Below are 25,192 nucleotides of genomic sequence, written 5' to 3' on the forward strand. Positions count from 1 at the left end.
CGCTAAGGCTTCGCCGGGTGGGGGACGGTGAGGAGGGGGCACTGTGCGTGGTGCAGGGTGCCCTGGCTGACGGATCCGAGCAGCATGCCGCGGAAGCCGCCGTGTCCGTGGGTGCCGACGACCAGGCCCAGGGCGTGGGCGGAGGCCTTGGTCAGTTCCTGGACGGGGTGTCCCTTGACGACCTCGTGGTGGAGTTCCACCTCGGGGTGGGCGTTGGTGCGTCCGGCGACCGTCTCGGACAGCAGGCGGCGGCACTCCCTTAGCGCGGCGTCCTCGTCGAGGACGCCGAGCAGGGGGGTGTGCCAGACATAGAGGGCGCGCAGGGCGGCTCCGCGCAGCGAGGCCTCCTCGAAGGCGAGGTCGACGGCGGCGGCGGAGTGGGGGCTGCCGTCGACGCCGACGACGAAGTAGGGCGGCTGCTGGGTGGTGTGCTCCGTGTCGCGCACGACGACGACGGGACAGGCGGCGTGGGCGGTCAGCGGCAGGGCGACGGCCGCGGAGCCGAGCAGCTCGCGTGTGCTGCCCAGGTGCCGGGAGCCGACGACCACCTGGGTGGCGTGCCGGGAGTGTTCGGCCAGGACCCAGGCGGGGTGGCCCTCGGCCAGGACCAGGGAGGTCTCCAGATTCGGGTGGCGGGTGCCGACGAAGGCCGCGGCGCGCTCGAGGACGTCGTTGCCGGCGGTGTGCAGGTCGTCGCGCCACTTCTCCCACGAGGGCGGGGTGCCCTCCAGCCGGTACCCGGGGACCGGCTCGCCCTGTGTGTGGACGAGGGTCAGGGGCAGGCGGCGCCGGTCCGCCTCGTCCGCGGCCCAGGCCAGAGCCGCCCGTTTGCCGGGATCGGGATCGACACCGATCACGACCGGCCTCCGTCCGTCGGCGTGCATGGCCGGCACCTCCCGCGTTGCTCCTGTGCGACGACCGGGCCGCTCACGGCCCCATCCGCACCGGACGCCCCGTGCGACCAGAGTGGGCCGTGGACGGCATCTCAAACGTGGGCGGCGGCGGGAGCCGGCCGGTGGCATGGCGGCGGCCTCCGATCCGTACGAAGCTGGGAGGGACCGGGACGGACGGTCGCGGTCGACGGACACGGAGCAGCACGCCGACGGAGACGGAAGCAGCCGACGGAGAGGGAAGCAGGAGGGCGGGACCGGGCGGGAGAAGGGACGCGGGCGGTGACCATTCCTCTGGTGGTCGGGGTCGACGGGTCCGAGGCGAGCCTGGAGGCGGTGGACTGGGCGGCGGAAGAGGCGATGCGGCACGACGTGCCGCTCCGTCTCCTGCACGCGGCGGCAGGCGACGGCGAGGCGGCCGACGTCGTCGACGCCGCCGCCGGGCGGGCCCGGACAGCCGCTCCCACCGTGCCGCTGTCGAGCCGGGTGCTGCACGAGGAGGCGGCCGCCGCCCTGGCCGGCGAGGGACGCAACGCCCTGGCGCTCGTCCTGGGTTCGAGAGGGCTCGGGGGCCTGCCCGGCATGCTCCTCGGTTCGGTCGGTCTGGCCGTGGCGGCCCGCGCCGACTGCCCGGTGGTCGTGGTGCGCGGCGCGGCGGAGCACCGGCACGCGGGGTTCGCCACGGTCGTCGTCGGCGTCGAGGAGGGGGAGGGAAGCGGCACAGCGGTGGACTTCGCGCTGCGGGAGGCGCGGGCGCGGAGCTGCCGGCTGGTGGCGGTGCACGCCTGGGGCCCCGGCGCCGGTGCCCTCACCACGCCCCAGGCCCCGAGCTGGTACGCCCTCGAAGCCCACCGGCGTCCGCCGGACCGGGTACTCGACGACGCGCTGCGTGACCCGCTGGAGCGGTACCGGGACGCGACGGTGGTCCGCAGGGTGATCAGGGGACCGGCGCGCCAGGCACTGCTGGAGGCGGCGGCAGACGCGGACCTGCTGGTCGTCGGCGCGCGCAGACGAAAGGGCCACTGGGGCCTGCAACTCGGCCTGACCAGCCACGCGGTGCTGCACCACGCGCCGTGCCCGGTCGCGGTCGTGCCCCAGATCTGACGCGTGCGGCCGGCCGGTACCGGAGGGGCGGCGGAGTCCGGGAACCGCGTCCGGAGGTCGCGGCGGACCGTGGGTGGTGCGACGGTATGCAGAGAACCTCGTGAGCCGCAGGACGGGAAGCGCAGGACAGGAAGGCGGTGGCGACCATGGATCTCCCGCTGGTGGTGGGGGTCGACGGTTCCGGTCCCAGCCTCGACGCGGTGGACTGGGCGGTGGAGGAGGCGGCGCGGCACGGTCGGCCTCTGCGGCTCGTCCACGCCTCGCTCTGGGAACGGTACGAAGGCAGCGTCCCGTCCTTCGGACGGCAGCGTCCCCCGCAGGAGGTCCTCGCCCAGCACATCGTCGCCTCCGGCTCGGAACGCGCCCGGCAGCGCCGTCCGGAGGTCAAGGTGACGAGTGACGTGATTCCCGACGACCCGGTGTCGGCGTTGCTCGCGGCAGGACACGAGGCGTGGTTCCTGGTCACGGGTTCCCGCGGGCGGGGTGAACTGGCCGGGCTGACCCTCGGTTCGGTCGGTCTCGGGGTGGCGGCCCGCGCGACGTGCCCGGTCGTCGTGGTCCGTGGCGGGGAGCGGAACCGGGCGGGGGCCTTCGGGCGGGTGGTGATCGGGGTGGGCGACCTGCCGCACTCCCTGGGCGCGGTGCGCTTCGCCCTCCGCGAGGCCGCGGTGCGCGGCTCGGCCCTGCGGGCCGTGCGGGCCTGGCGCAGTCCCGCCCCCGGGCACCCGGCCCCCGGCGCGGCGGACGACGGCACGTCCGCGCCCGAGGAACGGGCCTCCACCGGGCTGACCGAGGCGTTGCGCGATGCGGTGCGCGAACATCCGGACGTGGAGGTGCACAGGACACCGGTCGAGGGCCCCGCCCACGAGGTCCTGCTGGAGGCGTCGGCCGGTGCCGACCTCGTCGTGGTCGGCGCCCTGCGGCAGCACGGTCACTTCGGTCTCCAGCTCGGCAGGGTCGCCCACACCTTGCTGCACCACGCCGAGTGCCCGGTCGCCGTCGTACCCCAACGGGTCTGAGCCCACGTGGGGCGCCTTCGTGCGCTGGTCGGCGAGGAGAAGGGCGAGGGCGGCCGAATGTCGGAGTGGACATGGGAGTACGAGGGGTACGACCCCTCCGCCGAGCGGTTGCGGGAATCGCTCTGCGCGCTCGGCAACGGCTACTTCGCCACCCGGGGCGCGATCCCCGAGTGCCGGCCGGGCCTGGTGCACTGCCCGGGCACGTACGCCGCCGGGTGCTACAACCGCCTGGAATCGACCGTGGTGGGACGCGACGTCGTCAACGAGGACATGGTCAATCTGCCGAACTGGCTGCTGCTCCGCTTCCGCGCGCGGTCGCCGGACGGCGTCCGGGGGCCGTGGCTCACCCCGGACTCCGCGGCCCTGCTCGACCACCGGCAGGTCCTCGACCTGCGCCGCGGCGTGCTCGTGCGGACCTCGCGCTACCGGGACGAGGCCCGGAGAGTGCTCCAGGTGGAACAGACCCGCCTCGTGCACATGGGGGACCCGCATCTGGCGGCACTGCGGACGGTGCTCACCGCCGAGGACTGGTCGGGGGACGTCGAGATCGAGTCGTCCCTCGACGGGGACGTCATGAACGCCAACGTCCACCGCTACCGGTCCCTCAACCGCCGCCACCTGGCCCGCGTACGGACCGGCGGGCGGGAGCCCGGCACGGTGTGGCTGCACTGCCGGACAAGCTCCTCCGACATCGGCATCGCCATGGCGGCCCGGAGCGTCGCCGTGGGACCGCCCGCCGTGTCCTCGCAGCTGCGGCCCGGCCGGCACCGCGCGATCCACCGCATGGTGGTGCCGCTCGCTCCGGGCCGGCCCGTCGAGGTGGAGAAGACCGTCGCACTGCACACCTCCCGCGACACCGCGATCAGCGACCCGCTCGGCGCGGCCGTCGACCGGGTGACCGCGGCGCCCGGCTTCTCCGCCCTGCTGCTCTCCCACACCGCGGCCTGGCGGCGGTTGTGGCGGCGGTCGGACATCCGCATCCCCGGCCAGGCGGGCCGTATCCTGCGCCTGCACCTGTTCCACGTGCTGCAGACACTCTCCCCGCACACCGCCGATCTCGACGTCGGCGTGCCGGCCCGGGGGCTGCACGGCGAGGCCTACCGCGGACATGTGTTCTGGGACGAGCTGTTCGTCCTGCCGTATCTCAACCTGCACTTCCCCGAGGTCTCCCGGGCCCTGCTGACCTACCGTCACCGGCGTCTCGGCCGGGCCTGCCGGGCCGCCGAGGCCATCGGCCGGGCCGGGGCCATGTACCCCTGGCAGAGCGGCAGCGACGGCCGCGAGGAGACACAGGAGCTGCACCTCAACCCTCGCTCGGGCCGCTGGCTGCCGGACAACTCCCGGCTGCAGCACCACGTCGGCTCGGCGGTCGCCTACAACGTCTGGCAGTACTGCGAGGCCACCGGCGACACCGAGTTCCTGTTCACCAAGGGCGCCGAGATGCTGGTGCAGATCGCCCGCTTCTGGGCGGACAGCGCGGTCCTGGACCCGGCGGCGGGCCGCTACCGCATCCGCGGCGTGGTCGGCCCCGACGAGTACCACGACGGCTACCCCGGCGCCGACCGGCCGGGACTGGACGACAACACGTACACCAACGTCACCGCCGCCTGGGTCATCGCCCGCGCCCTGGACCTCCTGCGCCGCCTTCCCGTCTGGCGCCGGCGGGAGCTGTTCGAGCGCATCCGGCTGGACCCGGGCGAACTCCCGAGGTGGGAGGAGGTCTCCCGGCGGCTGCACGTGCCGTACCACCAGGGCGTCATCAGCCAGTTCGCGGGGTACGACGACCTGGCCGAGCTGGACTGGGACGCCTACCGGGCCCGGTACGACAGCATCCGCCGCCTGGACCGGCTCCTGGAGGCCGAGGGCGACACGGTCAACCGCTACAAGGCGTCCAAACAGGCGGACGTGCTCATGCTCGGGCACCTGTTCCCGCCCGCCGAGCTGCACGGCCTGTTCCGGCGCCTCGGGTACCACCTGGACGACGACGTCTGGAGCAGGACCGTCGACTACTACCTGCGCCGCACCAGCCACGGATCCACCCTCAGCGAACTGGTGCACGCCTGGGTCCTCACCCGGGTGAGGCGGGCCGAGGCGTGGCAGTATTTCCACGAGGCCCTGGAGGCGGACATCACCGACATCCAGGGCGGCACGACCGGCGAGGGCATCCACCTGGGCGCCATGGCGGGCACCCTCGACCTGGTCCAGCGCTGCCTGACGGGGCTGGAGACCCGCGGGGACGCCCTGGCGCTGGACCCGGTGCCGCTGCCGGCCCTCTCGGAATACGGGTTCGCACTGAGCCACCGGGGTCACTGGGGCATCAGTCTGCGGCGCCACAGCGGCCGGCTGGAGCTCGCCGTACCGGACTCGGAGCAGTCGCCGGTCCGCGTGGTGCTGGCCGACCGGGCCGTCACCGTCGCGCCCGGAGAGACATGCACGCTGCAACTGCCGACGAGCTGAGGGACGCTCTGAGAGGAGACCGACCGCCATGCCGAAGAACGTGCTGGTCGCCTACGGATCAACGAACGGATCGACGGCGGAGATCGCCGAAACCGTCGCCGGGGTCCTGCGCAAGGAGGGGCTGACGGCCGAAGCGCGTGCCGCCGGGTCCGTGCCGGGTGTCGCGTCGTACGACGCGGTCGTGGTCGGCGGCGGACTGTACGCCGGCCGCTGGCACCGCGACGCCCGCCGCTTCGTCCGCCGCCACGGCGAGGACCTGGCCGCACGCCCGCTGTGGCTCTTCAGCAGCGGACCACTCGACGCCTCCGCGTCGGAGCGGGACATCCCGCCCGTGCCGTGGGTGCAGAAGGCCGTGGCGCGCCTCGACGCGCGCGACCACGTGACCTTCGGCGGCTGCCTGAAGGAGGGAGCGAAGGGCTGGGTCGCACGGATGATCGTCCGTCAGGGGAAGGGCGGGGACTACCGCGACTTCGGCCGGATCGAGGCGTGGGCCGCGCGCATCGGCCAGGAGCTGACGAACGGCTGACCTGCCGCGGGGACACGGTCAGGGAGCCAGGGAGAAGTAGTTCTCCTCCTCCTGCGTGAAGTGCAGCCGCAGCACGGTGTGCAGACCGTACAGGCAGGCGCGCAGGTCCTCGAGCTGCTCGGGCTCCAGCGCCTCCCGGCCCTCGGCGAGCGCCAGATGGGCGGCCACGCGCCCGGAGAGCCGTTCGATCTCGGCGTGCGCACGGCTCATGGTCGCCGTCGCCTCGGGGCCGCCGAGCGTGCGTTCGAGCGCCGGGTAGAGCTGGTGCTCCTCGGCGTACTCGTGCGGCAGCAGCCGCTCGGTGAGCAGCCGGTCGACCTCGCGCACCGCCTCCAGGGCCTGCCCGTCCCGTCCGGGTGCCGAGAGCGAGGCCGCGGCGTCCCGCACCGCCTGCAGCACGTCCTGCAGATCCTCGTGCTCGGCGGCGAAGCGGTGGATCAGGGCCTCGGCGGCGGGTTCCAGGGCGGGCCGCGCGCCGTGATCCACCCGCAGGGCGCGCAGCGCGTTCAGGATGACCGCCACGTCGATTCCCTCCTGCAGCAGGGCGCCGACCGCCGGCGGCAGCAGTCCGGCGGCGGCCGCTCCCATGGCCGCCAGGGACAGCAGCATGCCGCCGAGCGCGCTCTGCACGGCGATGCGGCGGGCCCGCACGGCGATCGACGTGGCGTCGGCCAGCCGGTCCACCCGGTCCGTGGTGAGGACGATGTCCGCGGCCTCGGAGGACGCGGTGGAACCCCGCGCGCCCATCGCCACGCCGACGTCCGCCGCGGCGAGGGCGGGAGCGTCGTTCACGCCGTCACCGACCATGACCGTGACGGCGTTCCGGCGCTCCTTGCGTACCTCGGCCACCTTGTCCGCCGGAGCGAGTTCGGCCCGTACCCCGTCGAGCCCCAGGACGGCGGCGATCTCGCGGGCGGGTTCGGGCCGGTCGCCGGTGAGCATCACGATCCGCCCGATCCCGGCCGTACGGAGCCGCCGCAGGGCGCGGGGCGCGTCCGGGCGCAGCGGATCGCGCAGCAGGACGGCCCCCACGGGAGCGCCGTCGACGGTGACCCACGCGACGGCGGCACCGTCCAGCAGCGCCCGGTTCTCCGCCCCCCGCGCCCAGTCCGGGACCGCCGCGCCGGGGTCCAGCCGGCCCACGGTCGTCCTGCGGCCCCCGACCACCCCGTACGCGCCCCTGCCGGCCTCTTCCGACACGTCCGTGGCCACCGAGGGCTCCAGCCCGCGCTCCCGGGCCGCGTCGACGATGGCGTGGGCCAGGACGTGGGGGGAGTACTGGTCCACCGTGGCCGCCAGCCGCAGCACCTCGGCGGGCTGCCGCCCGGGGGCGGCGATCACGTCGAGCACGCGCGGGCGGCCACCGGTGAGGGTGCCGGTCTTGTCGAGCAGCAGCGTACGGGCCCGGCCCAGCCGCTCCAGGGCGCCGCCGTCCCGGACCACCACACCCAGCCGCGACGCCCGGGACAGCCCGGAGACGATCGCCACCGGGGCGGCGAGCAGCAGCGGGCAGGGCGTGGCGACGACGAGGACCGCGACAGCCCGTACGGCGGAGCCGCTGAGCAGCCAGGCCATTCCCGCGATCACCAGCGAGAGCGGAAGGAACCACGCCGCGTAGCGGTCCGCCAGGCGCACGACGGGGGCCGCCTCGGCGCCCGCCTGCCGGGCCAGCCGCACGATGCCGGCGTAGGTGCTGTCCTGCTCGGTCGCCGTCGCCCGCACCTCGAAGACGCCACCCGCGTTGACGACTCCACTGCGGACCGTCTGCCCGGCCGCCCGTTCCACCGGCGCCGACTCGCCCGTGAGCACCGACTCGTCGAGGACCGCCGACGGCCCCACCACCTGCCCGTCGACGGGGACGACCTCACCCGCGCCCACGACGAGCAGATCACCCACGGCGACCTCGGCGAGGGGGACCGGGCGGACCTCGGCGCCGGTGCGGCGGCGTGCGGTACGGGGAGCGTGCGCGAGCAGCGCGCGCAGATCGTGGGAGGCACGGCGCTGGGCGGCGGCCTCCAGCGTACGGCCGGTGGCGAGCATCAGGCCGATCAGCGCCCCGGCGAGATACTCGCCGACGGCCAGGGTGCCGCCGAGTGCCAGCACCGCGATGAGGTCCACGCCGGCGTGGTGGCGCCGCAGGGCGACCAGCACCCAGCCGACCGCGGGCACCACGGCGGCGACCGTTCCCAGCGCCCAGCACATGTCGGCTGCCTCCGCGTGTCCCAGCAGCCGGAGCACACCCCCTGCCGCCAGCGCCGAGGCCGTCACCACCAGGAGAGCGGGTTCCACCCAGGACATCGGCGTCCGTGCCGAGGCGGGTGCGGGCTCCGGCTTCTCCCGGGTGGCGCGTTCGATGTGACTCATGGCGGTCCTCACCGTCGGCAGGTTCGCGGCGGGAAGCACGGTGGCGTGTCCGGCCGGCCGGGTGCGCCCCGTGCCCTGTGTCCAGCATCCGATGGGGCGCGGGACGGATCCAGGGCCGCACGGCCCCACGCTTTTCCCCGGGCGCCGCGGCCGGCCGCGGCGCCCGCCCGGTGCCCGGTGGTCATCGGTGGGGTGCGTCCGCTCCCCGCACCACGGCGACGGGACAGTGCGCGTGGTGCAGCAGGGCCTGACTGACGGACCCCAGCAGCAGGCCGGTGAACCCGCCGCGCCCCCGCGCCCCGACCACGATCAGCTGGGCGGACCGGCTCGCCGCGATCATCGTCTCGCGGGTGGGGCCGTGCACCACCCTGTGCTCCACCACGACGTCCGGGTGCCGCTCCCGATGCCCGGCCAGTGCTTCCGACAGCAGGCGTTCCTCCTCCCGCCCGAGCTCACCCGCCGGGTTCGCGTACGGCTCAGCCGGGTCCTTCGGGGGCGGCAGCGGCGCGCTCCACGTGGTCCAGGCGTGCAGGGCGGCCAGGGGGGTTCCGCGCAGCTCGGCCTCCGTGAAGGCGAAGTCCACCGCCCGGTCCCCGGCGGGCGAACCGTCGACGCCCACCACCACCGGTCCGTCCGCGCGGTCCTCCTCCCGCACGACCAGCACGGGACAGCGCGCGTGCGCCGCGAGATGCACCGCCGTCGACCCCACCACGAGGCCGACGAAGCCACCCGTCCCACGGGAGCCGACGACCACCAGCTGCGCGGACCGCGACTGCGCCTCCAGCACCGTCAACGGGTCGCCCGTCATGACCGCGTGCGACACCTCCACGTCCGGTGCCGCCGTCCTGGCGCGCGCCACCGCCTCCGCCACCAGCCGCTCGACCATGTTCCGTATCCCGCCCTCCGGAGGGCCCAGGGGGGAGGGGCCGACGGGAACGTGGAGCGCGGGCCAGAGGAAGGCGTGCACCACTCTCAGTCCGGCCCCCCGCAGCCCGGCCTCCCGGGCGGCCGCCTCCGTCGCGGCGAGACCCGACGCCGACCCGTCCACACCGACGATCACCAGACCACCCACGGTGCCTCCCGCGTCGAGAGCGTTCCTGCCTGCCCTCCCAGACTCGCCCCGGTGGTGCCCGGCCGCCACGGGACGAGCCCGCGCCAGGCACGGGCCGCGGCCCGCGGAACGCCGCGGCGAGCGGGCTGGGGCCCAGGACGCGGGACCTGATCGCCTGGTCGCCGGGCCGCGAAGGGGATGTGCGCATGCGGGGCGCGCACCGACCGGCCCCCGGGTGGGCGAGGGGCCGCACGGTCCTGCCGGGCGCCGGACGGCCCCTGTCCCGGCTCGTGGCCGAACGTCCCGAGGGAGAAGGGGCGTTGAGCCCCGGGAGTGCGGCCCATCGGCACCCGGTCCCAGGCCGGTTCCTCCGCCAGAGTGAGTGGTGTCAGAAACCGACCCGGACCGTTCCCGGAGGGATCACCGCCATGGCCGTGCACCAGCACTCTCACCACGCCGAGGGCTTCCACCTGCCGTCCTTCCGCAGGAACCGGACCACCTCCGTTCCCGAGTCCGCCCTCTCGGCACGCAGCGACACCCGCACCGCCCGTGCCTACGTCCTCGCCTCGGCGCGCCTGCTGATGGGCTTCGTGTTCCTGTGGGCCTTCCTCGACAAGACCTTCGGCCTCGGCTACGCCACCCGGTCCGGCAAGGGCTGGATCGACGGCGGTTCCCCCACCGAGGGCTTCCTCGGCCATGTAGCCGTCGGCCCGATGGAGTCGACCTTCCACGCGTGGGCCGGCGCCGCCTGGGCGGACTGGCTGTTCATGCTCGGCCTGCTGGGCATCGGCGTCGCCCTGACCGCGGGTGTGGCGCTGCGCCTGGCGGCTGCCGCCGGCTCGGCGATGATGGCGCTGATGTGGGTGGCCGAGTGGCCGCCCGCCCAGCACCTGTCCGACGGGTCGCTCAGCATGTCGACCAACCCGTTCGCCGACTACCACGTCGTCTACGCCGTGGTGCTCATCGCCCTGGCCGTCACCTCCGCGGGCGACACCCTGGGTCTCGGACGCCTGTGGGCCCGGCTCCCGTTCGTCCGCGGCGCGGGATGGCTGCGCTGAACGCCTCCGGTGCGGCGGGCCCCCTGGCGGGCCCGCCGCACCGGTGCGCCGGTGGGGCCGGTCGGTCCCTGACGGGGGACCAGCAGCCCCTGCCGGGGAGGCCGCCGGAACGAGATGCTCGTACCGGAGCATTCGACACAGGAGGAGGGCGTCATGGCCCGCACGATCACCGTGGGACTCGACGGCTCGGCCGAGAGCCGGGCCGCTGCCGAGTGGGCGGCCCGTGAGGCGGAGCTGCGCGGCCTGCCGGTCAGGCTGGTCCACGTGTGGCAGCCGGTGCCGGAGCCGATCGCCCAGGCTCCGCTCCTGGGCACACAGACGCAGCAGCAGTGGATCGAGCGGATCCCCCGCGAGGCCGCGGAGGGCCTGGGCCTGCGTCACCCCCGGGTCGAGGTGCGCACCGAACTCCGCTCCGGAACGCCCTCCGACATCCTCGTGGAGGCCGCCCGTGAGGCGGAACTGCTGGTTCTCGGCTCCCGAGCGCTGAGCGGGCTCGGCGGATTCCTGGTCGGGTCCGTCGGGCAGGCCGTGGTCGCCCGGACCGAGGTGCCCGTGATCCTGGTGCGCGCCGGGGAACAGGCCGCCGACGAGCACGTGCCGGACCCCGTCGGCGTCCCGTCCGCCGCCACCGCGTTCCGGCCCGTCGTGCTCGGCCTGGACTCCGCAGGCCCCGACGGCACCGTCGTCGACTTCGCCTTCCAGGAGGCACAGCGCCGTGCCACGGACCTGAACGTCGTCCAGGCCTGGAACGCGTCGCCCTACTCCGTCTACACCGTCGGATCGGGCTTCGAGCCCCACGAGGAGTTCGCCCGCGAACGGGCCGAGGCGCTCGCCGGGGCACTGCGTCCCTGGCGGCAGAAGTACCCGGATGTGCGGGTCGTGGAGGTCTCCCGCCCGGGCAGCGCGGCCGCCCTCCTGGCCGACGCCTCCCGCGACGCCTCCCTCGTCGTCGTGGGCCGGCGCGTGCGCCGGAGCCCCTTCGGCGTCCACATCGGTGCCGTCACCCACGCGGTGATGCACCACTCCACCGCCCCCGTCGCCGTCGTCGCGCACGACTGACGCGCATCACCACAGGAAAGAAGCGAAAGCATCATGAAGGCAGCGGTCGTCAGGGAGTTCGGCAAGCCCCTGGTCATCGAGGAGCGTCCGGACCCCGAGCCCGGACCCGGACAGGTCCGCGTCCGCGTCGAGGCGTCCGGGCTGTGCCACACCGACATTCACGCCGCGCACGGCGACTGGCCCGTCAAGCCCGTCCCGCCGTTCGTGCCCGGCCACGAAGGGGTCGGCATCGTCGAGAAGCTCGGCGACGGCGTCACCCACCTGGCGGTGGGACAACGGGTGGCCGTGCCGTGGCTCGGCAGCGCGTGCGGGCGGTGCGAACACTGCCTGTCCGGCTGGGAGACGCTGTGCGAGAGCCAGGTCAACACCGGATACGGCTGCGACGGCGGGTACGCCGAGAAGATGCTCGCCCGCGCCGACTTCGCCCAGGTGGTGCCCGAGGGCGTCAGCGCCCTCGACGCCGCTCCGCTGACCTGCGCGGGCGTCACCACCTACAAGGCCCTGAAGGTCGCCGGCGTACGGCCCGCCCAGCTCGTCGCCGTCTCCGGCGTCGGCGGACTGGGCCACCTGGCGGTGCAGTACGCGAAGATCGCCGGCGCGACCGTAGCCGCCGTCGACGTCACCGACGACAAGCTCGAACTCGCCCGGGAGCTGGGCGCCGACATCCTCATCGACGCCCGCACCCAGGACGTCGGCGCGGAGCTGAAGCGGCACGGAGGCGCCCACGCGGCCCTCGCCCTCGCCGTGAACCCGGCCGCCTTCGAAGCCGTGAACTCGGGGCTGCGGCGCGGCGGGAAGCTCGTCATGGTCGCCCTGCCCGCCCACGGCACCATCCAGCTCCCGATCTTCGACACCGTGCTCAACGGCACCTCGGTGATCGGCTCCATCGTCGGCACCCGCCAGGACCTCGCCGAGGTCTTCCGGCTCCACGCGGCCGGCCGGACGAAGGTCATCCAGGAGACCCGCCCGCTCACCGCCGTCAACGAATCCATCGACGAGGTCCTGCGCGGTCAGGTGAAGGCCCGCATCGTCTTCGACCTCGGCGCGCGGGACTGACGAGGACGAGGGCTCAGCCGGCCAGCGAGCCACTGAAGATCTGCCAGGCCAGGAGCGACTTGGCCACGAGGCTGAGCACCAGGTAGGCCTTCTCGCCGTACGCGTAGTCGGCCCACCGCCCCGCTCCGCGGTACTGGAGCCACTGGTTGAGACCGAAGCTGAAGAAGAGAGCGGCCTGGACGAGGACGATGCCGTACACGAAACCGGGGACGGTGCCGGCCGCGGCGATGTTGTAGACGATCGAGCACCACGGCGTCACGCCGACCAGCGTCCCGAACCAGAACGGGAGCATCGTGGTCACCGTCCGCCCCGGCGGGTTCATCAGCTCCTGGAGCCAGCCGAAGAGGATCATCCCGATGTTGGCGCCGGCGACGGCGATGACGGCGTTCAGGCCGGTGATGCCCGCGTAGAAGCCGATGAGGAGCACCATCAGGGTCGCGCTCAGCGCGTACTCCAGCCACCGGAAACGGTTGATGCCGCGTCGGAGGTCGCGTTCGTAGGTGCCGCGGCACACCGTCGCCGTCAGCAGGTGGTCCAGTGCCGCGAGCGCGAGGAAGACGGCGACGGCCCAGCCGATCGGCACGTCGAACAGCGCGTCGGGTGCGGGCGCCGGCGTCCCCGGTGGCCCCTCAGGAACGGATGAGGTCACGGTGATCGAGAAGCTCCCGGCGAGGAGGACGATCACCACGGCCTGGACCAGGTGCAGCAGCGTGAGCCCCAGGTTCCACGAGCGGAGCCCGGCGAGCCGTTCGGCGGTGACACCCGTGGCCACCGGTGTGCCGTTCTCTCGTCCCACGGTTCCTCCCGGGGTCGCCGCAGTGCGTCCGGTGCCTCACCAGGCGTCCGGCAGCAGAGGTCCGGTGCGTTCGGCGGCCGCCCTGCCGACGAGGGCGGCCGCCACGTCCCGCAGCTTGACGTTGGTGCGCTGGGATATGCCGACCAGGATCTGGAAGGCGTCGTCCGGGGCGCACCGGCGTTCGGCTCCGACGATGCCGATGGCCTGGTCGATCACGGCGCGTGACGTGAGGGCGTGGCGCAGCTGCTCGGTCTCCGCCTCCAGATGCTCCAGGCGCATCCGGTCCTGTTCGGCGCGGGCCAGATAGCGGGCGAACCGGTGCTGTGCCTGGGCCTGGTGCGCGGCGGGTGTGTCGGTCCGTTCATGGGCCTCGTGCACCCGCCGCAGCCGCTCGTGGACGTCCGTGACGTCCTCGACGTGGTGGACGAGCCCGGTGACCTCCCCGTCCCGGTCGAGGACGGGACTGTTGACCGGGGTCCAGTACCTCTCCTGGAAGCCGGTCGCGGACTGCTTCCAGGGAATGTCGTACCTCTGGACCGGCATCGTGTCCGTCACACGGTCGCGAAGGGCTCGCTCCAGCGAGGCACCGAGGTTGGCCACGCCGTCCGCCTCGGGGTCGTGCGGGTTGTCCGGGAACGCGTCGAACATGAGCCGGCCGAGCAGTTCGTCGCGCTCCCGCCGCGTGGCCACGGCGTAGGCGGGGTTGACGTCCCTGATGACCAGGTGCGTGTCCAGGATCAGCAGGGGCGCGGGCGAGGCGAGGAACGCGGCTCGGAAATCGACGGGACCAGGGGCGACGTGCGACGACATGCCCCCGCGTTTACCCGGTCGGCCGGGGCCGACACCCGGCGCCCCCGCGGTCCGGGCCCGCGTCCGGGGCACAGGCCCCGGCGTCATGCGCGGGCCCGGGACGTCGGTCACGTCACTCGCCGCTCCTCCTCCGGCTCTTCCTCACCCGGCAGGTGGACGTCGTTCACGGCGATGTTCACTTCCACGACTTCCAGGCCGGTCATCCGTTCGATCTCGTTGATGACGTTGGCGCGTATGTCCCCGGCCGTGTCCGTGATCGAGGCGTCGTACTCGATGACCACCTGCAGGTCGACGGCCGCCTGGCGCTCCCCGACCTCCACACTCACTCCCCGGGTGACGCCGCTCCCGCCGCCGGGCACGCGCTCGCGCATCGCCCCGAACGCACGGGCCACCCCGCCTCCCAGGTTGTAGACCTCGGGAATCTCACGGGCGGCCATGCCCGCGATCTTCGCCACCACACCGTCCGCGACGGTGGTGTTCCCGCGCTGCCCCGGAGGGACGTCGGTCCCCCGGCGACCTTGCAGAGTCGTGCCCTTCTTGCCGGTGTCGGGGCGATTCGAAGTCTCCGTCATGACGGTCACCTCGCGATCGTGGGTGCGGCCTCGGGTGGATGTCCTGCCCCCTTGCCCACTGTAGTGCGGAGTGACGTAAGGGACTAACCGTGGCGAATGGGGCTCCTCATGCCCGGTGGGTGATCCGCGTGACCTCGATCAGTACGAGGCTCTCCGGGTGGAGGGTCGGCGCCTGCACGCCGAGGACGGACAGGACACGGCCCGGCAGTTCGACGCCCTCCGGTGTCCACCAGGGCAGCGCGCCGACGACCGGTCCCCGCGCCGCGTCCCCCGGCGGCAACGGGGTGACGGTGTAGCGTGCGTCCTCGGCCAGGCCGGGCAGGCGCACGCGGCCCGTCGGGACCTGCACGGCGGTCGCCTTCTGCACCACCGCGTACACGGCGTGGGACCGGTCGGGCGCCACCACGCCGTGCACGAGCACCGCGGGATCGTGGTGGTCGGCGTGGACCACCGTCCCGCCGTGCAGCAACGGCCGGAGCCGCTTGTGGGTCGCGATCCACTCGGCGAGCAGACGGCGTTCCCCCGGCGTCGCCCGGGTGAGGTCCCACTCGATGCCCATGTGACCGAAGAGCGCGGTACCGGCGCGGAAGCCGAGGTCGTGCGTGCGGCCGGTGGTGTGCGAGGTCGGGGCGCCGACGTGCGCGCCCATCAGTTCCGGCGGCAGCAGCAGGCCCGTCCAGCACTGGATCTGCTGCCGTTCCAGCGCGTCGATGCAGTCGCTCGTCCACACGCGGTCGCTGCGTTCGAGGATGCCCAGGTCCACCCGGGCGCCGCCGGAGGAACAGGACTCGATCTCCAGCGCGGGGTGGCGGCGGCGCAGCTCGTCCATCAGCGCGTACACCGCGGTCGTCTGGGCGTGCACCCCGCCGACGCCGTACGGGCCGCTGCCCGCGTCGACCAGATCGCGGTTGTGGTCCCACTTGAGATAGTCGACCGCGTACTCGGTGACCAGGGCGTCCAGGCGTTCCAGCACATACGCGTACGCCTCCGGCCGTCCCAGGTCCAGTACCTGCTGGTGCCGTGCCTCCGGCGGCATGCGCCCGGCCGCCGACATGATCCACTCCGGGTGGGCCCTGGCCAGGTCGGAATCCGGGTTGATCATTTCCGGCTCGACCCAGAGGCCGAACTGGAGCCCCCGGGAGCGGACGTGCTCGACGAGCGGGTGGAGCCCGCGCGGCCAGACCTCGGGGTCCACGTACCAGTCGCCGAGTCCCGCCCGGTCGTCGCGGCGGCCGCGGAACCAGCCGTCGTCCAGCACGAACCGCTCGGCGCCGACCTCCGCGGCGGCGTCCGCCAGGGCGGTGAGGGTGCCCAGGTCCTGCCGGAAGTAGACCGCCTCCCAGGTGTTCAGCGTGACGGGCCGCGGGGCGGCCGGGTGGTGGGGGCGCTGCCGCAGATACGTGTGGAAGCGCCCCGCCATCTCGTCCAGGCCACGGCCGTACGAGCCCAGGATCCACGGCGTCTCGTACGAGGCACCGGGCCGCAGACGCATCTCGCCGGGCAGCAGCAGTTCACCGCCGCCCAGGAGGCAGACCCCCGCGTTCGTCCGCTCGGCGAAGGTACGGTGATTGCCGCTCCACGCCACGTGCAGGCTCCACACCTCACCGCTTCGGAAGCCGAAGCCCCGCTCACCGACCGTGTGCAGGAGCGTGGCGTCGACACCGGTCCGGCCGCGGCGGTTCTCCCGCAGATGCGTGCCGAGGGTGAACTCGTGCCGTTGCGGTGAACGCTCCCTGAGGTGACGGCCCGTCAGGTCGAGCACCTCGGTGGCGTGGGCCGGAACCGGGAGCGCGAGCTGCAGCGCGTCCACCGTGTACGGACCCCGCCCCTGGTTGGTGAGCACCGCGCGATGGCGGACGAGTCCGGACCCGGTCAGCTCCAGCTCCCACCGCAACGCGAGCCCGGCCCGCTCGTCCTCGGCTTCGACCACCAGCGAGAGCGGGTCCGGGAAGAGCAGCTCCCGCACGGTGAAGGCGCTGGAGAAGTCGGCGCCCTCCCGGTGGCCGGACAGCCCCGGCGTCCCCAGCCAGCCGGCCGACTGCTCGGGCAGCACGCTCACCGGGACCACCGCGTCGGGCACGCTGGTGCCCACCTCGGTGAGGCTCGCCCAGGCCAGGGAGGTCAGGACGTTGTCGTCGCCGGGCGTGTCCGCCTCCGGGCCGCCCAGGTCGGCCCCCCAGTGGAGGATCCGGGGCAACCTGGGACCCGCGCAGTCGAGGACGAGGCCGGTGCCTCCGGCACGGAGATGCAGGAGGCCGGAAGAACGGTCGGATGTCACGTGCGTACGCCTCCGGTCGGTGCGTCGGTCAGGGGGAGGGGAGCCGCGGGCCGCGGCGGCCGGGCCGGCTCGACGACGGTCAGCGCACCGACCCCGCGTTCCAGCACCTCACGGCCGTGCCGGTCGATGCGCGCGTCGGTGATGAGCAGGTCGGCCGCCTCCAGCGCGACGATGGCCGCCAGTCCGGTCGTGTCCCACTTGGTGTGGTCGGCGAGCACCACCACCCGGCGCGCCGAGCGGCACATCGCCCGGTTCGTCTCCGCCTCCTCGAGGTTGGGCGTGCTGAAGCCCTTCCGGGCGTCCATGCCGTGGACCCCCATGAACAGCACGTCGACGTGGAGCGACGCCAGAGCCGCGACCGTCACCGGACCCACCAGCGCGTCGGAGGGGGTGCGGACGCCACCGGTGAGCACGACCGTCTGCCGGTGCCGCCGGTGGGCGTGCAGGGTGTGCGCCGCCCGGACGCTGTTGGTGACCACCGTGATGTCCGGGACGTCGAGGAGGTACCGGGCCAGGGTCCAGGTGGTGGTCCCCGCGGTCAGTGCGACCGCACAGCCCGGGACGACGAGCCGGGCGGCCTCGGCCGCGATCGCCTCCTTGGCGGCGACCTCACGGGACCGCTTCTCCCGGAACGCCGGTTCCGCGGTGCTGCCGTGCTCGGTTGTGACCGCGCCTCCGTGGACCTTGTCGAGGTGGCCACGGCGCGCGAGGGACTCCAGGTCGCGCCGGATCGTCATGTGGGACACGCCGAACCGCTCGGTCAGCGCGCCCACCCGGATCGAACCGTGCTGCCGGACGAGCTCGGCGATCGCCTCCTGCCGTTGTCTGGCGAGCATCCCGTCACCGCTCCGACGGCGGGGTGCCGTCTTCCCGGATCACCATGACGTCACCCGCGGGGACGACGGCGGCGCCGTCGGCGACGGCGCCGCTCAGCAGGTCGGTGCCCTTCGCACGGACGGGCACGTCACGGGTGGTGTGATTGATCAGGAAGAGGTAGGTGGCGTCCCGGCCGCTCCTGCGGACGGCCTCGAGCCCCGGCGGCACCTCGGCCGCGGCCGTGACCCCGGCCTCCCGGCAGACCCGGGCCAGCAGGGCGCGCAAGGTGCCGGCGGACGGCCGCGTCGCCACGTACCAGGCCACGCCGTCGCCGTACGCGTTGCGCGTGACCGCGGGATGCCCCGCGACCGGCCCACCCGCCGACGGATCCTCGTCGAACGACACGATCGTCTCGGCACCCCTCGGCTCCACGAGCTCGGTCCAGACACGCGCCGGTGAGCCGTCGGAGAGCAGGGCCGTCCCGGCCTCCCGCAGCGGGAAGAACTCGTCGACCCGGATCCCGAGCATCTCCCGGTACGCCCCGGGATGGCCGCCGAGCCGCACGTGGTCGTTCTCGTCCACCACGCCGCTGAAGAAGCCGACGGCCGCGTGCCCGCCCTCGCGCACGAACGCGTCCAGCGACGACGCGTCGGCGTCGCTCGTCAGGCAGAGGCTCGGGACCAGCACCAGCCGCCGGTCGCTCAGATCGGTCGACGGGTGCACGAGGTCGCAGGTGATGCCCAGCGACCACAGGGCCTCGTACCAGGCACGGACCTGGTCGAGGTAGCGCACGTCCTGTGAGGGGGTGGCCGGCATCTCCAGCGTCCACCAGGCGTTCCAGTCGAAGAGCAGGGCCACGTCCGACTCGACGCGGCTGCCGCGCACCTCCGCGAGTGCCCTCAGCTCCCGGCCGAGGGCGGTCACCTCGCGCCAGGTCTTGGTGTCGGTGCCGCCGTGCGGCAGCATCGCCGAATGCCACTTCTCGGCGCCGGCCCGCGACTGGCGCCACTGGAAGTACAGGACGCCGTCCGCGCCGCGCGCCACGTGCGCGAGACTGTTGCGCCGCATCTGCCCCGGGGTCTTCGCCACGTTGCGCGGCTGCCAGTTCACCGCGGAGGTGGAGTGCTCCATCAGCAGCCACGGAGCGCCGCCGCCCATGCCGCGGGCGAGGTCGGCGTCGAGGGACAGGCCGATGTGCGCCTCGGGGTCGGCGGCCGTGAGGTACTGGTCCACGGACACGACGTCGCACTCCCGGGCGAAGGAGAAGCCGTCGACCTTCTTCTCCAGCGTGACCAGGAGGTTGGTGGTCAGCGGCACGCCGGGGGAGAGGCGGCGTACGGTCTCCGCCTCACGCCGGTGCAGCGTCAGCAGGGCGTGGGAGGAGAACCGCCAGAAGTCCAGCTGCTGGGTCGGATTGGGGACGGCGGCCGTGGCGCGCGGTGGCACGATTTCCGCCCAGTCGCCGTACCGCTGGCTCCAGAAGGCCGTGCCCCACGCCTGGTTGAGGCCGTCGAGATCCCCGTACCGGTCCCGCAGCCAGTCCCGGAAGGCCCCGGCGCTGGTGTCGCAGTAGCAGTGCGCGTTGTGGTTGCCCCATTCGTTGTGCAGGTGCCACAGCGCGAGCGCGGGGTGGTCGCGGTACCGCTCCACGAGCCGCTCGACGAGACGGCCGGCCGCCTCGGCGTACGCCGGGCTGCTCGGGCAGAACGTCTGCCGTGAGCCGTGGCTCAGCCGGACGCCCTCGGCGGTCACCGGCAGCGCCTCGGGGTGCCGCAGCGAGAACCACGGCGGCGGGGACGCCGTGGCCGTCGCCAGGTCGGCCGCGACCCCGTGCGCGTGCAGCAGGTCCATGACCTCGTCGAGCAGGCCGAACTCGTACTGCCCGGGGCGGGGTTCGAGGAACGCCCAGGAGAAGACGCCGACGGTGACGAGGTTGACGCCGGCCTCCCGCATGAGGCGGACGTCCTCGTCCCACACCTCGCGCGGCCACTGCTCCGGGTTGTAGTCACCGCCGTAGGCGATGCCGCCGAGCCGGTCGGAGAGTTGCTTGAGCACGTCGTTCACGACTTCACCGCTCCCGCCGCGAGCCCGGCCTTCCAGTACCGCTGGAGCACCAGGAAGGTGATGACGATCGGCACCACCGAGACGAGCGACCCGGTGAGGCTCAGGATCTGCAGCGAGGGGTCGCGGCTGACCTGGGACTGCCAGGTGAACAGCCCGAGGGTGACCGGGTAGAGGCGGTCGTCCTGGAGCATCACCAGCGGCAGCAGGAAGTTGTTCCAGATGACCACGAACTGGAAGAGGAAGATCGTCACCATCGCGGGCGACATCAGCCGCAGCGCCATCGTGAAGAAGGTCCGCAACTCGCCGGCGCCGTCGATCCGGGCGGCCTCCAGGAGTTCGTCCGGCACGGAGGCGGCCGCGAAGATGCGGGAGAGGTAGACGCCGAAGGGACTGACGACGCTGGGCAGGAAGACCGCCCAGAACGTGTTGGTGGCGTCCATCTCGGCGAAGAGCAGGAACAGCGGCAGCGCCAGCGCCGTGGCCGGGACCAGGACACCGCCGAGCACCACGGAGAACAGGAACTCACGTCCCCGGAAACGGTACTTGGCCAGCGCGTAGCCGGCCATGGCGGACAGCAGCGTGCCCACCGCCGCGCCCGCCCCCGCGTAGAGGAGGCTGTTGAACAGCCAGGGCAGGTACACCCCGTCCTGCTTGGCGAACAGTGCCCGCAGGTTGTCCCACAGGTGGATGTCGGAGAACCACAGCCCGAACGAGTCGACCAGGTCACCCTGGCTCTTGGTGGCGGAGACGACCAGCCAGAACACCGGGAGCAGCATGTAAAGCGCGACGACCACCAGGAATCCGGTGGCGGCGATCACCGACAGACGGCTCTCCCTGGGACCGCGTGGTGCCGTCCCCGAGGTCCGGCGGGGCGCGTGGGCGCCCGCGGTGTCCGTGAGGAGGCTCATGATTCAGCCTTTCGACCCGTGAGCTTGAGGAAACCGAACGACAGGACGAACGTGGCCAGCGCCAGCGTCACCGACATGGCGGCGGCCTCGCTGTAGTTGTTCGCCGAGGCGAGCGAGTAGGCCGCCAGGTTGGGCGTGTAGGTGCTGGTCACGCTGGTGGAGATCGACCGCAGTACCTGTGGTTCGGTGAACAGCTGCAGCGTCCCGATGATGGAGAAGACGCCCGTCAGAACGAGGGCCGGACGCAGGATCGGGACCTTGATCCGCCAGGCGATGGCCGCCTCGCTCGCGCCGTCCATGCGTGCCGCCTCGTAGATGTCGGACGGGACGGCCTGCAGCGCGGCGTAGATGATCAGCATGTTGTACCCGGTGTACGTCCAGGTCACGATGTTGCCGATGGACCACAGCATCATCGACGAGCCCAGGAAGTCCGGCGCGGACCCCGCCTTGTCGAGCAGCTCCACGATGGGCGACAGCCTCGGGTCGTACAGGAAGGCCCACATGAGCGCCGCGATCACGCCGGGGATGCCGTACGGCACGAAGTAGGCGATCCGGAAGAAGCGCTTGAGGCGGGCCACGGTCGAGTCCAGCAGCAGCGCGAGCACGAGCGCCAGCAGCAGCATCACCGGGATCTGCACCAGCCCGAAGACCAGCACCCGGCCGACGCTGCCGAGGAACTCGGAGTCGCCGAGTACCTCCTTGTACTGGTCGAGGCCGGCGAAGACGGTCGTCTTGCGGCCGAAGGTGCCGCCGGTCCGCTCGGTCCTGAGCAGGCTCTGGTAGAGCGCGTAGCCGACCGGGACCAGCGTGAACAGGACGAACGGCACGAAGAACGGCAGGAGGAAGAAGAGGGGCGCCCAGTTCCGTCCGCGACGCGGGGGCTTGCGTGCCGGGGCGGGCGGTGTCGGCGGCGCGGCTGTCGCCGCTATGGGGTCGGCGGTCATGTCGTGGTCACTTCCTGAGGTGTGCTGAGTGAGGAGGACGGGGCCGGCCGGCGGGGTCCGCGGCCGGGCCGGCCCCTCGTCACCTACTTGGCGACCTCGAGGGACTGCTTCTCCAGCGAGTCCACCGTCTTGGCGTCGGTCTGCGCGAGGGCGTCCTTCAGCGTGCCCTTGCCGCCCAGGGCTCCCGCGATGCCGTCACCCATGAAGCGGTAGGTGTCGGTCATCGTCGGGCCGAAGGTCCAGTCGGTGGTGACGTTCCCGGAGGCCTGCGCGAAGACGTCGAAGATCTTCTGGCCGTCGTAGAAGTCCACCGGCTGCTGCAGCGCCTCCAGCCGGAGGCCCGCCGTGGCCGCGGGGTAGAGACCGCCCTCACGGTTGAGGATCTCCAGCGCCTTCGCGTCCGTGTTCAGCCACAGCGCGAACTGCGCCGCTTCGTAGGGGTGCTCGCTCTTGCCGAGGACCGCGGTGGTCGAACCGCCCCAGTTGCCGGCCTTGTTCTCGCCCGCGGACCACTGCGGCATCGGCGCCACGGCCCACTTGCCGGCGGTCGCCTTGGCGTTGTCCCGGATGGTGCTGTAACCCCAGGCGGCGCTGACCCAGGTCGCCACCTCGCCGTTGTTCCACGCCTTGTAGAGCGCGGGGGAGAAGCCCTGGAGGTCGGTGGCGACCAGCTTCTCGTCGATCATCTTCTGCCAGTAGTCCGCCACCTCGCCGGCGGCCGGGCTGTCGACGTCGACCTTCCAGGCGTCGCCCTCCTGGGCGAACATGTTCGCCCCCTTCTGCCACAGCATGCCGCTGAACCAGTTGGGGTCCGTCTGCGAGAAGTGCGTCATGTACGCCTTCGGGTCGGCCTTCTTCAGCTTCTTGGCCGCCTCGTGGTACTCCTCCCAGGTCTTCGGGACGGATATGCCGTGCTTCTCGAACAGGTCCTTGCGGTAGAAGAGCGCCATGGGGCCGGTGTCCTGCGGCACCGCCCAGACGCCGTCCTCGCCGCCGGCGCCGAAGGTCACCTGGGACCAGGTCCAGTCGGCGAAGTCGCCCTCCGCCTCCTTGACGCCCGCGCAGGACGCGATGTCGGTCAGGCCCTCCTGGAGACGGAAGCTCGCCAGCGAGTCGTACTCGATCTGGCCGAGGTCGGGGGCGTTGCCCGCCTTCAGCGCGTTCGACATGTTCTGGTAGGTGCCGGCGTTGCCCGCGGGGGTCGACTTGACGGTCACCTGGATGTCGGGGTTCTGGCGGTTCCACTCGGCGACGGCCTTCTCCACGCCGGGAATCCACGACCAGTACGTGAGCTTGACCTTGCCGTCGCTCTTCTCGCACGTGGCCTGCTCGCCCGACGCGCCGTCCTCGGTGCCGGAGCCACCGCAGGCCGCGGTGGCGAGCAGGGGGAGTGCGGCGAGGGCCACCAGGGCCCGGCGAAGCACGGGGCGATGGGTCCGCAGTGACATGGCGTCTCCTTTGTGCGTGCCGCTCCGCCAGGTGTCCCGGAGCAACGGGGTGCGCACACCTTGACTGTTAACTCCTCGTGAAGTCAACAGGGTCCATCGCTAAATAACGGAATCAAACAAGAACCGTTATGCGGCATGCGGGACCGGCCGAAATTGGTCTCTACCTGCGGGGGTTGGACATGCCGGTTGCCGGGCGGGATTGTCGAACGTTGTCAGAAAACGTTTCAGTGAATGTGCACCTGCGAAGAGCGTCCGTGTTCGGCCGCCCGACGGGCCGCCGGCCCGCTCGCGACGCTCCGATGGCCCAGGTCCGGTGGCGGGCCCCGGCGCGACCGCTCATGGTCGACAGGGCGACCCCTTCCCGAGGACGGAGCGAGCCGTGCAGCACGCCGCACACATCTCATCGCAGGTCGTGGAGTCGATCTCGACTCCTGAACGGCTCGAGACCCGCCTGGGCACCCTGGAGTTCCCGCTCGGTGTGCCCACCGAGGAGACGGCGCACCGTCTTTACGACCACCTGGACCACGTCCGCGCGGTCGGCGCGTTCCTCGACGCGTACTCCGGCGTGAACATGTGGGCGTCCCGCAAGGGGTTCCTGGCGGCGGGCATCCAGGACCACGACGTCCTGCTCTTCTCGGAGTTCATGGATCCCCGGACCCTCGTGCTGACCGGGAACGCGGACACCGTCTACTTCATCACGTTCCTCGACCTGACCGAGGGCCCGCTGGTGGTGGACATGCCGCCCCTGTCCCTCTGCTTCGTGAACGACATGTGGTACCGCTGGGTCGCGGACCCCGGCATGGCGGGGCCGGACCGCGGGGCCGGCGGCAGATATCTCTTCGTGCCGCCCGGTTACGAAGGCCCCCTCCCGCAGGGCGGGTTCTTCACGCAGCCCGCCCGCACCACGCGGCTGGTCCTGGGCGGGCGCGCCTTCCTTGAGGGCGACGACCCGAAGCCGGCGGTCGAGCGCATCAAGGAGGGACTGCGCATCCACCGCTACGTCCCCGGGCTCTACGGAACCAGCATCGGGGAGATCGTCACCGGCGGCACGGCGCCGCCGCTGCCGTGGACCGCCGACACCTGGACCGCCGCGCTCCGCAGGCCCGACCCACCGCGCTTCGTCGAGGGCAGCGGGTTCGTCGTGAACACGGTCCCGCCCGGGGACGCGACGTACTTCGACCTCGCGAGCGAACTCGTTCACGACCAGCCGGCGGAGGCGCTCGACCCCGAGATCGCCGGAGCCCTGGCCGCGGTCGGCATCGTCAAGGGCCGGCCCTTCCGGCCGGACGCGCGCATGCGGGAGATCCTCACCGAGGCGGCCGCGGTGGGCAACGCCACCGCCCGCACCCTCGCCTGCCGCCCGCGCCCGGCCGAGGGGGCCCACTACTACGGTCCCTCCTCCCAGTGGGTCAACGGCCTGCTCGTGTCCGGCCACGACTTCATGACCCCGCCCCCGGAGATCACCGACAGCGGCGTCCAGCTCCGTCCGAGTGACCGCGCCCGCAGGTTCAACCTGCGGAACTGGTGGTGGTACCTGGGTGTGGGCATCAGCCCGGCGTTCACCGCGCCGCTGCCCGGCATCGGCTCGCAGTACCTGTTCGCGTTCGCGGACCGGCAGGACCGCGCGCTCGACGGCGGCAGGCACTACCGTCTGGTGCTCCCGCCGGACATCCCGGCCGCCCGCTTCTGGTCGTGCACCGTGTACGACAACCAGACCCGCTCGATGCTCGACACGCCGCAGCGCTTCCCCCGGGCCGGCAGCCAGGACTACCCGACACCGGCGGCGGTCGCCGGCGCGGACGGCACGACCACGGTGCACTTCGGACCGGACCGGCCCGACGGCGTCCCGGAGGGCAACTGGATCCAGACCGTGCCGAACAAGGGATGGTTCGTGGTCCTGCGGTTCTACAGCCCCCTGCCGCCGTTCTTCGACAGGACGTGGCGGCCGGGCGAGATCGAGGCGGTCGGCTGA

Annotated in this window: 20 protein-coding genes; 8 read left to right on the forward strand and 12 right to left on the reverse strand. The window is 72.8% G+C overall.

The genetic code is table 11. The annotated features are described in order from the left end of the window. Window positions 1–2 precede the first annotated feature (2 nt). The gene (locus BU52_RS03395) at window positions 3–884 is read right to left on the reverse strand and encodes a universal stress protein (RefSeq protein WP_037927958.1); all 882 of its coding nucleotides are present in this window, start codon (window positions 882–884) and stop codon (window positions 3–5) included. Window positions 885–1,172: 288 nt separating this feature from the next. Between BU52_RS03395 and BU52_RS03400 the strand changes: the two genes are divergently transcribed. The 4 genes from BU52_RS03400 (at window position 1,173) to BU52_RS03415 (ending at window position 5,996) form a co-directional block, all read left to right on the forward strand. Then, window positions 1,173–1,994, forward strand: coding sequence for a universal stress protein (locus BU52_RS03400; protein ID WP_037927463.1), 822 nt, complete (start codon window positions 1,173–1,175; stop codon window positions 1,992–1,994). A gap of 146 nt (window positions 1,995–2,140) precedes the next feature. After that, window positions 2,141–3,013: a universal stress protein gene (locus BU52_RS03405; RefSeq protein WP_037927961.1), complete on the forward strand. Its 873-nt coding sequence runs from the start codon at window positions 2,141–2,143 to the stop codon at window positions 3,011–3,013. A gap of 57 nt (window positions 3,014–3,070) precedes the next feature. Next, entirely contained in the window at window positions 3,071–5,470 is a 2,400-nt protein-coding gene (locus BU52_RS03410; RefSeq protein WP_037927467.1) for a glycoside hydrolase family 65 protein, read from the forward strand. Between the two features lie 28 nt (window positions 5,471–5,498). Continuing rightward, a complete protein-coding gene (locus BU52_RS03415; RefSeq protein WP_037927470.1) occupies window positions 5,499–5,996 on the forward strand; it encodes a flavodoxin domain-containing protein in 498 nt (165 codons plus the stop codon). Window positions 5,997–6,014: 18 nt separating this feature from the next. On the opposite strand, the gene BU52_RS03420 is transcribed toward BU52_RS03415, so the two are convergent. Together BU52_RS03420 and BU52_RS03425 are read right to left on the reverse strand one after the other, a co-directional pair. Beyond that, window positions 6,015–8,294, reverse strand: a complete 2,280-nt coding sequence (locus tag BU52_RS03420) for a heavy metal translocating P-type ATPase (RefSeq protein ID WP_107061074.1) — start codon at window positions 8,292–8,294, stop codon at window positions 6,015–6,017. A gap of 247 nt (window positions 8,295–8,541) precedes the next feature. Beyond that, on the reverse strand, window positions 8,542–9,432 hold the full coding sequence (locus BU52_RS03425; RefSeq protein ID WP_037927475.1) for a universal stress protein: 891 nt from the start codon (window positions 9,430–9,432) through the stop codon (window positions 8,542–8,544). Between the two features lie 407 nt (window positions 9,433–9,839). Between BU52_RS03425 and BU52_RS03430 the strand changes: the two genes are divergently transcribed. From BU52_RS03430 to adhP, 3 genes are all read left to right on the forward strand, one after another. Then, on the forward strand, window positions 9,840–10,469 hold the full coding sequence (locus BU52_RS03430) for a DoxX family membrane protein (protein ID WP_051857856.1): 630 nt from the start codon (window positions 9,840–9,842) through the stop codon (window positions 10,467–10,469). A 153-nt stretch (window positions 10,470–10,622) separates the two neighbouring features. Further along, window positions 10,623–11,528, forward strand: a complete 906-nt coding sequence (locus tag BU52_RS03435; RefSeq protein WP_037927480.1) for a universal stress protein — start codon at window positions 10,623–10,625, stop codon at window positions 11,526–11,528. A gap of 33 nt (window positions 11,529–11,561) precedes the next feature. Next, window positions 11,562–12,584 (forward strand): alcohol dehydrogenase AdhP, encoded by a 1,023-nt coding sequence (adhP, locus tag BU52_RS03440; protein WP_037927483.1) that lies wholly within the window; start codon window positions 11,562–11,564, stop codon window positions 12,582–12,584. 13 nt (window positions 12,585–12,597) lie between these two features. On the opposite strand, the gene heR is transcribed toward adhP, so the two are convergent. From heR to BU52_RS03485, 9 genes are all read right to left on the reverse strand, one after another. Further along, on the reverse strand, window positions 12,598–13,380 hold the full coding sequence (gene heR / locus BU52_RS03445) for a heliorhodopsin HeR (protein ID WP_235216246.1): 783 nt from the start codon (window positions 13,378–13,380) through the stop codon (window positions 12,598–12,600). 36 nt (window positions 13,381–13,416) lie between these two features. After that, window positions 13,417–14,190, reverse strand: a complete 774-nt coding sequence (locus tag BU52_RS32695; protein ID WP_051857858.1) for an ANTAR domain-containing protein — start codon at window positions 14,188–14,190, stop codon at window positions 13,417–13,419. A gap of 107 nt (window positions 14,191–14,297) precedes the next feature. After that, window positions 14,298–14,762, reverse strand: coding sequence for an Asp23/Gls24 family envelope stress response protein (locus BU52_RS03455; RefSeq protein ID WP_037927974.1), 465 nt, complete (start codon window positions 14,760–14,762; stop codon window positions 14,298–14,300). Window positions 14,763–14,868: 106 nt separating this feature from the next. Beyond that, window positions 14,869–17,040 (reverse strand): alpha-galactosidase, encoded by a 2,172-nt coding sequence (locus tag BU52_RS03460; protein WP_037927489.1) that lies wholly within the window; start codon window positions 17,038–17,040, stop codon window positions 14,869–14,871. Next, window positions 17,037–17,876: a DeoR/GlpR family DNA-binding transcription regulator gene (locus BU52_RS03465; protein WP_051857860.1), complete on the reverse strand. Its 840-nt coding sequence runs from the start codon at window positions 17,874–17,876 to the stop codon at window positions 17,037–17,039. The genes BU52_RS03460 and BU52_RS03465 overlap by 4 nt, the downstream gene beginning before the upstream one ends. Before the next feature lie 4 nt (window positions 17,877–17,880). Further along, window positions 17,881–19,920, reverse strand: coding sequence for a beta-galactosidase (locus tag BU52_RS03470; protein WP_037927492.1), 2,040 nt, complete (start codon window positions 19,918–19,920; stop codon window positions 17,881–17,883). After that, window positions 19,917–20,828, reverse strand: coding sequence for a carbohydrate ABC transporter permease (locus BU52_RS03475; RefSeq protein ID WP_037927495.1), 912 nt, complete (start codon window positions 20,826–20,828; stop codon window positions 19,917–19,919). Before BU52_RS03475 ends, BU52_RS03470 begins: the two co-directional genes overlap by 4 nt. Further along, window positions 20,825–21,772, reverse strand: coding sequence for a carbohydrate ABC transporter permease (locus BU52_RS03480; RefSeq protein WP_037927498.1), 948 nt, complete (start codon window positions 21,770–21,772; stop codon window positions 20,825–20,827). Before BU52_RS03480 ends, BU52_RS03475 begins: the two co-directional genes overlap by 4 nt. An 83-nt stretch (window positions 21,773–21,855) precedes the next feature. After that, the gene (locus BU52_RS03485; protein WP_037927502.1) at window positions 21,856–23,220 is read right to left on the reverse strand and encodes an ABC transporter substrate-binding protein; all 1,365 of its coding nucleotides are present in this window, start codon (window positions 23,218–23,220) and stop codon (window positions 21,856–21,858) included. A gap of 379 nt (window positions 23,221–23,599) precedes the next feature. Here BU52_RS03485 and BU52_RS03490 point away from each other — a divergent pair, with 379 nt between their 5' ends. After that, on the forward strand, window positions 23,600–25,192 hold the full coding sequence (locus BU52_RS03490) for a DUF1254 domain-containing protein (RefSeq protein WP_037927505.1): 1,593 nt from the start codon (window positions 23,600–23,602) through the stop codon (window positions 25,190–25,192).

Source organism: Streptomyces toyocaensis (assembly GCF_000725125.1).
GTDB lineage: Bacteria > Actinomycetota > Actinomycetes > Streptomycetales > Streptomycetaceae > Streptomyces > Streptomyces toyocaensis.

Bases quoted from the DNA above. Each gene is read 5' to 3' on its own strand.
- BU52_RS03465 (WP_051857860.1), bottom strand. From the start codon at position 17,876: ATGCTCGCCAGACAACGGCAGGAGGCGATCGCCGAGCTCGTCCGGCAG.
- adhP (WP_037927483.1), top strand. From the start codon at position 11,562: ATGAAGGCAGCGGTCGTCAGGGAGTTCGGCAAGCCCCTGGTCATCGAG.
- BU52_RS03475 (WP_037927495.1), bottom strand. From the start codon at position 20,828: ATGAGCCTCCTCACGGACACCGCGGGCGCCCACGCGCCCCGCCGGACC.
- BU52_RS03455 (WP_037927974.1), bottom strand. From the start codon at position 14,762: ATGACGGAGACTTCGAATCGCCCCGACACCGGCAAGAAGGGCACGACT.
- BU52_RS03395 (WP_037927958.1), bottom strand. From the start codon at position 884: ATGCACGCCGACGGACGGAGGCCGGTCGTGATCGGTGTCGATCCCGAT.
- BU52_RS03430 (WP_051857856.1), top strand. From the start codon at position 9,840: ATGGCCGTGCACCAGCACTCTCACCACGCCGAGGGCTTCCACCTGCCG.
- BU52_RS03405 (WP_037927961.1), top strand. From the start codon at position 2,141: ATGGATCTCCCGCTGGTGGTGGGGGTCGACGGTTCCGGTCCCAGCCTC.
- BU52_RS03435 (WP_037927480.1), top strand. From the start codon at position 10,623: ATGGCCCGCACGATCACCGTGGGACTCGACGGCTCGGCCGAGAGCCGG.
- BU52_RS03485 (WP_037927502.1), bottom strand. From the start codon at position 23,220: ATGTCACTGCGGACCCATCGCCCCGTGCTTCGCCGGGCCCTGGTGGCC.
- BU52_RS32695 (WP_051857858.1), bottom strand. From the start codon at position 14,190: ATGTCGTCGCACGTCGCCCCTGGTCCCGTCGATTTCCGAGCCGCGTTC.
- BU52_RS03415 (WP_037927470.1), top strand. From the start codon at position 5,499: ATGCCGAAGAACGTGCTGGTCGCCTACGGATCAACGAACGGATCGACG.
- BU52_RS03420 (WP_107061074.1), bottom strand. From the start codon at position 8,294: ATGTCCTGGGTGGAACCCGCTCTCCTGGTGGTGACGGCCTCGGCGCTG.
- BU52_RS03410 (WP_037927467.1), top strand. From the start codon at position 3,071: ATGTCGGAGTGGACATGGGAGTACGAGGGGTACGACCCCTCCGCCGAG.
- BU52_RS03480 (WP_037927498.1), bottom strand. From the start codon at position 21,772: ATGACCGCCGACCCCATAGCGGCGACAGCCGCGCCGCCGACACCGCCC.